The 10,503-nt window shown below is 39.2% G+C and carries 6 protein-coding genes; all 6 read left to right on the top strand.

From position 1 onward, the window contains the following. Positions 1 to 50: 50 nt before the first annotated feature. The gene (locus tag C9J38_RS20120; protein WP_107208638.1) at positions 51 to 4,661 is read left to right on the top strand and encodes an SslE/AcfD family lipoprotein zinc metalloprotease; all 4,611 of its coding nucleotides are present in this window, start codon (positions 51 to 53) and stop codon (positions 4,659 to 4,661) included. 1,007 nt (positions 4,662 to 5,668) lie between these two features. After that, complete coding sequence (locus tag C9J38_RS20130) at positions 5,669 to 6,520, top strand: hypothetical protein (protein ID WP_107208639.1); 852 nt, start codon at positions 5,669 to 5,671, stop codon at positions 6,518 to 6,520. Beyond that, positions 6,495 to 6,935 (top strand): hypothetical protein, encoded by a 441-nt coding sequence (locus C9J38_RS20135; protein WP_045187065.1) that lies wholly within the window; start codon positions 6,495 to 6,497, stop codon positions 6,933 to 6,935. The genes C9J38_RS20130 and C9J38_RS20135 overlap by 26 nt, the downstream gene beginning before the upstream one ends. A gap of 604 nt (positions 6,936 to 7,539) precedes the next feature. Continuing rightward, entirely contained in the window at positions 7,540 to 7,821 is a 282-nt protein-coding gene (locus tag C9J38_RS20140) for a hypothetical protein (protein ID WP_107208640.1), read from the top strand. A gap of 252 nt (positions 7,822 to 8,073) precedes the next feature. Continuing rightward, on the top strand, positions 8,074 to 8,406 hold the full coding sequence (locus tag C9J38_RS20145; RefSeq protein WP_107208641.1) for a hypothetical protein: 333 nt from the start codon (positions 8,074 to 8,076) through the stop codon (positions 8,404 to 8,406). 162 nt (positions 8,407 to 8,568) lie between these two features. Further along, positions 8,569 to 9,618 carry a hypothetical protein gene (locus tag C9J38_RS20150; protein ID WP_107208642.1) on the top strand — a complete coding sequence of 350 codons (1,050 nt, stop codon included), beginning with the start codon at positions 8,569 to 8,571 and terminating at the stop codon, positions 9,616 to 9,618. Positions 9,619 to 10,503 lie beyond the last annotated feature (885 nt).

The raw sequence follows: 10,503 nt of genomic DNA on the forward strand, positions 1-10,503 counted from the left end.
TTATTACAATATAAAACAGCAAAAAAATCACTATCTTAGGTCATGCTTTCATGCAAAAAAAACTTATTGCTGTTGCTATTAGCTCCTCAATTTTATTGGTGGGTTGTCATGGTGATGATACATCTAACACAACCATTATTCCTCCAACCGAAATTCTGCCGAGTAAACCACTTCCAGAACCAGATATTGACGACCCTGAGATCCCACTGCCACCTGTTGAACCACCAACGGAGCCAGAAATCACGCCACCAGTTGTTGATCCTGAAACAGGTGATCCAGAAGTCATCCCTCCAGTAGAGCCAGATCCAACCGCCACCGCACTTTTTGCTTTAGATAGTGATCTTATCTTTGGTGGCAGTGTGCTGTGTAATGGTGAAACCGCAAACAGCTTGATTATTAACAATGGCGATACTGTCAGTTGTTATTACGGTGCTGTTGAGCTTGCAACATTTAGCAATATCGAGCTTAAAATCACCAAAGACACAGCACTAGAAAAAGTTAAGCGCTTAAACTTAGCGGATTCAGATCGTTTTGTTGCGATCACAGATGCTATTGAACTGCAAAATGCATTAGATAACACTCGAAGCCTATTGCTTAAAAGTGGTACTGCTATCGGTGGCGTAGTTGAACTGTCATTATCTTCTGCTGAGCAATTACGTTTTAACAGCTTGTATCACTCCACAGAATTACAGACCTTAAGTAAAGATGAGTTTAACAAGTTATTAGCCGATAAAGTCGAAGAAAATACCGAAGCGGATAGCAAACCTTCTACTCATGAACCTGATGTAAAACCAGAAGTCACTCCTGGTACAAGTGACGATCTAAATTCTAATTTTGTTTCTGCCAATGCGGAGGCAAACTTGGTTTATCAACCGACAAAGGTGATCCTATCTCAAGGTACGCTGGTTGATAGTCACAACAATCCAGTACAAGGTATTGAGTACTACAGCCATTCATCTCGTGGCATTACCGATGAACAAGGCAAATTCTCATTCAACTGGGGTGAAACTGTCTCTTTTGGTATCGATACCTTTGAATTAGGTGAAATCAAAGCCAATAAAACACAGTTTTCCATTGCAGATTTAGGCGCTGAGCACCTAGGCCGTAATGCTGAACGTTTATTGCAACGTTACTCTCATGATGATTCACAGCTTGTGATCAACGATCGTGTGCGCCAAGTATTTGCCATGTACCCGAACGTCATCAATGAAGCGATTAACCTATCACTGTCAGAGCCTGTGATGCTTGATAACGGCACTGGGACTCCAACACCTATTGATGGTGAGTTTGATAAACAATTTAACCAAGGTTTAGCACTAGATATCGACACCGCGATTTGTGAAGGTAAATGTAGTGCCACACGCAGTATCTCAAGCTTATCTTTTCCTCGTGTGATGGATGCTGGCGGTAACATTCAAGCGAATATTTTAAAGCTATGGGGGGCCGGTGTTGATGCGCAGTCAGAAGGCTGGAAACCTGTCACTAAATTCCACGTATTTAGTGACGAAACATGGTACTACGGCAGTCCAGGTTATCCTCGTGGACAAGGTGCAATCAACATTTCGAATGCAGCATTTCCTGTATTGATGCCGCGTAACGATAATAACTTTTGGCTACGTTTTGGTGAGAAGAAAGCATGGGATGAACGTTCTCTTGCATACATTACTGAAGCGCCATCAACAGTCAAACCAGATTTAGTCGGTGGTAACACTGCAACCTTTAATCTGCCATTTATCAGTATTGGTGAAGTAGGTGCAGGTAAAGTTATGTTGCTAGGTAACAGCAAATACAACACGATTCTGGTGTGCCCTGAAAGCTATAGTTGGGATAACGGCGTAAGTGACAACGGAGCATGTTGGAATAACACCCAAGACTCCGAAGATATGGCGAATTTCTTCTCCAATACCTTCCGTTATTTAATTGGTGATAAATACACGGCATCAGTAGAACCAATCAACATTGGTACCAATATTCCTGATGTTTATTTCCGCCGTTCAGGACACCTAATAATTGGTAATAAAGCACCATTTATTATTGATCCTCGCTTTAAGATGACAGCTCAACAGCTTTCAAGCTTTAGTGGTATCGATCCCGTTGATATGCCGTTGTTAATTCTAAATGGCTACGAAAATAGTGTATCAATCAGTGGTGAGATCCCTTCTTTAGCCAACACCGAACAACCTAAACTAACGCAACAAGATGTTTCTGATCTACTCAATTATGTAGAGCGTGGCGGTAATATCTTGATCATGGAAAGTATTACTAAACGTGTGAACGATGACTTTACTCGTTTACTGGACGGTGCAGGATTAGCCATTAATAGTCAATCAACCGCAGGTGGTAATGCCCCAAGTTATGGCTACCCTGATCGCGTCCGTTCTCAACGTCAACACGGTTACTGGGTCTTAGAGCGCTATGCTGCTAGTAAAGACGAAACAACAGGTAATATTAAACTGCCTTATACCATTAACTCTGATGGTTCTGTTAGTTGGGACTTTATTACTAACGAAAAGCCTGACGATAAACCTCAGTTAGAAGTCGCCCGTAAGACAATTCAAAACGCACAAGGCGAGAATGTTCAATTACTGGCATTCGTTGATACCTACAAAGATGGCAAAGAAAGAACGCCAGATGAGATCACTGCAGATAAAAAGCAAATTATTAACGAGTTCAATGTCAAAGAATGTACGCTAACGGATTATCACTATGAGATTAACTGTCTAGAGTATCGTCAAGGAAATGGTGTTCCAATTATTGGAGCCATGAATCGTGCTGCTTACAAAGAACTTCCGCTAGATGAAGCGACAGCAAAGGCCATGATTAAAGCTGCAGATCTTGGTACTAATATCGAACGTTTATACCAACACGAACTGTACTTTAGAACTAGAGGCAACCAAGGTGAACGCTTAAGCAGTGTTGATCTTAATCGTATCTACCAAAACATGACAGTATGGTTATGGAACGATCTCGATTATCGCTTTGAATCTGGTAAAGAAGACGAACTTGGCTTTGAACGCTTTACTGAGTTCCTAAACTGTTATGGTGATACCGCTGCTGGGCAAACCACCTGTAGTGATGCGCTAAAGCAAAGTCTTGAAGCCAACAACATGGTTTATGGCGCAGAGAAAGAAAACGTAGGTAAATACGCAGGCTGGATGAACCCAAGCTACCCATTAAATTACATGGAAAAACCGCTAACACGCTTGATGTTGGGTCGAACTTACTTCGATCTTGATATTAAAGCAGATGTTCGCCAATACCCAGGTGAAGTTACAACAAGTGGTGGTAGCACTAGCATCACTGTTGATTTAAGCAATAACACTGCCGCTTGGTTTGCAGGAAACCGTCAAGCTACGGGTCAATGGGCAATTGCACATGAACCAATGACAATCACGGCATCCGGTAATAGTAATCCGATCACAGTAACCGTTGCACTGGCAGATGATTTAACAGGTCGTGAAAAACATGAGTTAGGTTTAAAGCGTCCGCCTCGTATGACCAAGACCTTTACTCTACAACCCAATGCAACAGCTAATTTTACAGCGCCTTATGGCGGCCTCGTATATGTGCAAGGTAATGAAACCAATCCTGTGACATTAAACTTCTCAGGTACGGTGAACGCCCCTTGGTTTAAGGTCGATAAATGGGTTAACGATCAAAGCTCACCAGCACCTATTGGTGAAATTGAATCGAATACCTTTATTTACACCGCTGCCGCTAAGAATTTAACAGCAAACAATTATGGTGGTGATAGAACCAAATTTGCGGCAGAACTTGATTTGTTCTCCGCAGATATCAATGATTTCTACGCTCGTGATGAAGCGGTTGGAGAAGGAAATGGTCATAATGGCAAAGCGACAGATAGCACGCGATCAAATAACAAGCACCACTTTGTAAACGATATCGCTATTTCTATTGGCGCAGCCCACTCCGGCTACCCAATGATGAACGGCAGCTTTAATAAAACATCAACATCACTATCAACTACACCATTAAATGACTGGTTGTTATGGCACGAGGTTGGTCACAATGCCGCTGAAGCACCATTTAATGTGGAAGGTGCTACAGAAGTGGTGAACAACATGCTGGCACTTTACATGCAGGATAAATACCTCGGTAAAATGTCCCGTGTCGAAGCTGATATCAAAATGGCACCTGACTTTGTCCGCCTAGAGCAAGGACATGCATGGGCTGCTGGCGGTAACGGTGAACGTTTACTGATGTTTGCTCAGTTAAAAGAATGGGCAGAGCAAGAGTTTGATATCAATAACGCTATCAAAGCACCTTTGCCATCTTACTACGCGAATACTGTAACCGGACTAAAAGGCTGGGATTTGATCAAGCTAATGCATCGTTTAACGCGTAATAATGAAGAAGACAACACGCTATTACCAACCAATAACGTTTGTCGTAATCAAAATGGATTAAGCAAAGGTGATCAACTGATGTTATGTGCCTCTTACGCAGCACAAAAAGATCTGTCGGACTTTTTTGCTGCATGGAACCCAGGTTCAAAAGCCTACCTTGTTCCTGGTGAGCCTAAGCCACAATATGAAGGTGGGATCACTTCAGAAGGTTTAAGCGCAGTACAAGCACTAAAACTACCTAAGCCAACATTAGATCCGCTATCGATAAATCGTGTGACGATGTCACTTAACTAACTATTTAGTCTTAAATACGTTGATGGTTTTTAATAAAGGCTAAGTGCATGCACTTGGCCTTTTTCGTTATGCGCCGAACATGATGTCAACCTAAGAGATGAAGACTTCTACACACCTTGTCGAGCGGGAGGTGTTAGCCTATACAAGGAGCCTATCGTGAGGTGGAAGCTGAAGGAGGCAAATGGCAAAACATAGCTTTGACGAACAGAAATCTGATAGCGGCATAATCAACTTGAGTAACCTAGCAACAAATAAAATAGCCCAAAGTTTGCGACAGAACCCTATTTTCTAACTCATAGTAATGAAGAACGATTAAACACAAAGCGTTATATCATCTATTTAGTGGCAACTTTCCACCCTCACCATTTATACGAAAAACCACTTTCCCTACTTTTCAACTTCCCGTTTAGCGATACAATCTCTTGGTCCGACGTATAAAAACATAGAAGAACTAAAATAGTGAACACCCCTAACGTATTTCACTTTTTGCTAAAACAAGTCCGTGAAGAGCATGGCATGACGCAAGTCGATGCCGCTAAACACATGAAAATAGAAAGATAAACCTACTTAGATTTAGAGTACGGAAAAACACGACCACGACTAGATACACTGATTACGCTATCGACACTTTTTAATAAAAATATTTCGTATTTTACTGGCGAACGTCCCTCGTTAGACAGTTTTGATGTTGGCTTGTGGCCAAAGCGATCACCGATGCCAAACTGAGCGCGGAAAATTTAACATAATTGCTGTTTTATGCGTTGTGCCCAGTGCCCGCCAGCTTGCTGGAGTTAGGCACGTAACATTTCGCATAAAACATACAATATGTTAAATAGAGCCCATTTGGGGCAAATTATTGCCTAGCCACTTTTTTATTTACAATGATTCAAACTCAATAAACTTTCTATTTTTAAATGGCTAAATCTCTAACATAGCTCTCGCCGCCTACTGAGCTTAATCGTCATGACAGCTTAGTCAAACAGACTGAACGTGCTAATAAATCCGAATTGGCTAAAGAAGCTAGGGCGCAAAAAACACTGGATACGTTAGCTCGTATTGAGGCTAATCAACATTCATTGAAGCATGAGCAACTGATGAATAATATTTCAGGTAATGGATTATTCATTGGTCAATGTACAACACAAGAAGAATTAGAAAAGAATCACCAATCTGTATTGATTCTTACCGAAGAAGATACCTTCTATTCCATAAAAAACATGATTGATGAACGATACCACCAAAAGGGTGAAGTCCCATCGACATTGATTTTGAAAGATATAGATAAAGTTAAAACATGGGGTGAGTATTTAGCTACAGGTTTTGGCGCTGTTATGTTGACTCAAGCATTTGGCGATTTTGGTGTAACAGCACGATATTCCGTGATCAATGGGAAAACACGTGTGTCAATATCAACTCGAAATAATGGCAATCAGATGTTACGCCATGTGATGGTTAAAGGTATGCGTATTAAGGTGAACGGAACGAAGACCTATGCCATAGATAACCCGAAAGTAGTACAGCTAGGATTAGCCCCAAAACAGCGTATAGGTGCAGGTATAAAAGCCGGTGCTATGACCATGATTATATCAGCCGCGATAAATACGAATGATCTGATTTTTAACGATGAGACCGATTTTTACGATTGGTTCGGGAATGTAGGCGCTGATTTTATAAAAACCGCATTATCTATTTATGGTGCAGAGCTGATAGTTGGATTGATTGTTGGAGGTACTGGAGTTTTACCGTTAGTGATTATTGCCGCTGTTTCCATAGCTCTTAGTGTAGTACTGGACCCATTATTTGAAGTGAAAAATGTTTCAGGAGAACTGACAAGTGCGCTTAGAAAATTACAAATATGAGAAAATATCATTAAAAAATAAAGTTGGGTTTATTTTTATAACATTACTACTCAGTGCTGGGTGTTTCTGGTTCATTAGTTCATGGATAACCGCACTTTTTAATGCGTATTCATTAACGAATATCATTAAATATTCAGTAAGCGCACCGCTTGTCGGAATATCATTATTTGGTGTTGTTGTTTGGTTGTGGCTTGCCATGTTTATTATTATCAAAACAAATAAAGTAGCAGCACATAGTTGGACTGACACGCAAAAGGAACAACATAATAAAATGTTAATTTTATGTTGTGCGATAGCTGTGGTTATTAGTGCTATTTCGTATTTTTATATTGATAATCGTTTAATGAATCATGGTTATAGCGTTACAACTAAAGTAACTAATGTAAATATATATAAGACCTATACAAAGGAATAAAACTGTTGAGGTTTAAACGGCTTTTACCTAGATATTAGATTATTAATGATATCCCTTATGCCAAATTTACTGTGGCACTAAGATTACCTAAAATTGGTTAGTGCGTATAAAAACCATTATGTTAAGGCTGCTTTGTGCCAGCAAAAGGCACCAAGTAGCCGTAATTGTGAAGCGCCAGCACCCACGATACCCAAACGCACGGTAATGGCGAACCACAAACCAATTCAGTTAAACCTAGGAGCGTGAGCCATTACGGTGCGAACGGCTCTTGTTTGCGCGAGCGTAAACTTCCCCAAGATTGGGGATAGGGGTTGGAAACAAGCTCCTAAGCTAGCCAGCGGCAAAATGAATGGAAAACCGCCCCGACAACACCATGACGTTGTCTTGGTGTGAACGATGCTTGCATTGCGGCTTTTCACACGAAGGCGTTTTAACGTGATGGTGTTAGGGTATGGTTTGAAATGAATGTCGCGTCTCGCTGGCGAGCCTTATCCTCGGAGTGTCCGCAAATGGTATCCCACAAAGCATATGAAAAAATAGATAAAACATTGAAAAAAATAACAATAAGCTTAATATCGCTTTTGTTTTATTGAAGAATTTTATTATGAATAAACTATTTATTACTTTTGCTTTATTTGGGCTAGCTGGTTGTGCAACAACAACTACGGGTCCAACACCTTCAGGACAAGATCAATATGTTATGTCGCGTCAGGAAGGGGCTTTTCCATCGGGTAGTGAACCGTTACTACAAGAAGTACTAGAGCAAGCTAACAAGTTTTGTCAAAGCTTAGATAAAAGCTTAGAGGTACTAGATACTCACGAAAACCAAGGGCCATTTATCTTAGGCAATTACCCAAAAGCAACAATTCGCTTTAAGTGTTTATGATATTAAAGATCGTCAATAGACGATCTTTTTTTCTGGATTCACAACAAATCGCAACTTTTATGTTATTAGGATAAGTGACACTAAAAATACTTCCCATCGAGGCGGTATTTCGATATCTGGTCGTTACCGCATATCGGATCGATTTAACCATCATCTATTAAATATCGATATTTCTTTATCCTTTTCAATATTTATAAATCAATGAGTAAAGCGTATTTATCTGTTTCTCTCTTTTAAATCAGGATTAAATATATGTATCAAAAAAATATCTGTCTAAATACAAAAACTTGGGTCGCGTATTCCACTGGTAATCAGGGATACCGTAAGCTAATCAAGAATCCAAAGCCTACCGCAGATGATGTTCGACGTGCTTTATATAAACGTTCAATTAAGAGGCGGAGCGAAAATACTAGGGATTATTACAATCAGTGGTCTGAGTCTGTTGAAAGGGATGGCTTGGATTTTTTCTTTGTTGTCACTGTTAAAGCTAAAACGAAGGATGAAGCTGATGCAAAGGCAAAAGAAATTATTTCTGACAATGGATGGAAAGAAGCAAGTACAGCGACATATGCGACAGAAATTTAGATACAAGAACGACTCTCAGCTGGGAGTCATTCTCTGTTTTTTAACCGCATTATTAATAGAGCCGTTAACAGCACTTAGTGCGCATAAATAACCATACGGTCAAATAAGCCCTACTCTCAGGGGTTATTAACAATAATAATCACAATCCACTTATCGAAATATATGACTAGAACAATAAAATATTGGCAACACGCTGCAGGTGACCAAGATAGAGATTATGTAGATTTATGTCTTAAATGGGATGTAATTATTACAGGACCTGGTTATCAAGGAGCTTGGCCTGATTGTGCTGAAAAATTAAAAAAAAATGAATGGTCATCGAGAAAGATTACCAATTTAAAGCGCTTTTGCGAAACGATCATAGACAGAGATATTGTTGTTCTTAGACTAGGTACTTCACAAGTTTATGGTGTAGGTATGGTAGTCGGCGACTATGAATATAATGAAAACTTTGGCGATGTAGACGGATGGGGATTGCAACATATCCGTCGAGTAAAATGGTTATGGAAATATAACGAAAATCCAGAAACTTTTGATACTTATTCACTTAAGTTAGGCGATACAACACAAGAACTTACATCAGATATCGTCATCAACTGGATACACTCTTTAAAATTAGATTTTGATAGTCTACCAACACTCACAAAACTACCACAGGTTAACGTTCAAAAAGATATCTGTTTTGAAAATATATCAGAATCACTATTTGATTACGGTGTATCTAGCACTTCAATTGATGTACTAACCAAAGAAATTGATGAATTAATAAGAATTGCTAAGTGGTATCAAAAATACCAAGACCCTTCAGAATTTGAAACGGTTGCCTACCTTGCAGTACCTCTATTGAGAGCCCTCGGTTGGACACCTCAAAAAATGGCTATTGAGTGGAATAAAGTAGATATTGCACTATTTAAACGTTTACCGAGAAATGACTCTAATTTAGATGTTGTTGTTGAAGCAAAAAGAAAAGGTAACTCGTGCTTAAATGCCATTTCACAAGCAGAAGGATATGCTCAAGGAAAAGAAAACTGTAAAAGACTCATAGTAACTGATGGCCTTAGATACGGCGTATATTTAAAAGATGGAGAAAACTTTAAATTATATGCGTATTTTAATATTACACGTATTAGAGAATCTTACCCTATTTACGAGTGTGGTGGAGCTTCGATGGCATTAAAAGCAATGACTCCTGAGTGGCAAGGTGAAATCTAAAGTAATCTAAACGTAAGTCCAATAAATTTGGGCTTATTAAAATAGGTTCTATCGCAAATCTAGTGAAATGTGTGAAAGAACCAGTAAAAGTCCTAATTATTTGCGACATAAATCTTTATTGAGCAGTAGAGAGCATCGGTGATGCACTTATAAAAAATTAAGCACCAAGTGGCACATTTTGAGCTATCTATTAACAAAATAGCAAAAGGGCGTTGAAGTTACCTTCAACGCCCTTTTTAAATTCTTTAAACGCTTATTTGATTTGCGCTTTGTACATAGAAGCGAAAACTGGAGTGTATAAGCTAACAACTTTGTTAATGATACGTGACATTGTGAATTCCTTAATAAAGCAAGTTTTTTATAACGTACAACCTTGCCTAAACACAGTATTTATAAGGCGTGGGTCGCGTTTCGATGTGGGGCATTATAGGAGTTTAATCGGCTTTTAAAAGTGAGAAATAATATAATTTTTGATTAGTTTTTCTAATGCAAAAATTACATAAAAAAACAGTAATAACCATTCATTAAAACCGAATAAAACAGCGCTCATTATTATTTATTGTGAACTCCTGCTAAAGGTTACGTAAGTTATGAAACTTAAGTAAGTTAAAGATTGATAAAATAATTTAAAATGAATGGTGCGTTTTAGAACGATTAAATTCAGGTAACAAATACCTACCAACTAGCAGTGGCAAACTGAATAATGGGAAGTAGTAGGACGCGTCCTACTATGTGTGATTGTTCGATGACTGTATTTGTGTAGTGGTACATTAAATTTGGCCACCTACTCAGAGGTGATATCATCACCTCTTAACATGGATAGGTGACATCATGACAAAACGAACAAGACGATTATTTAGTGCTGAATTTAAATTAGAGGCAGCA

The sequence above is a fragment of the Photobacterium sp. GB-210 genome, assembly GCF_003026075.1.
GTDB lineage: Bacteria > Pseudomonadota > Gammaproteobacteria > Enterobacterales > Vibrionaceae > Photobacterium.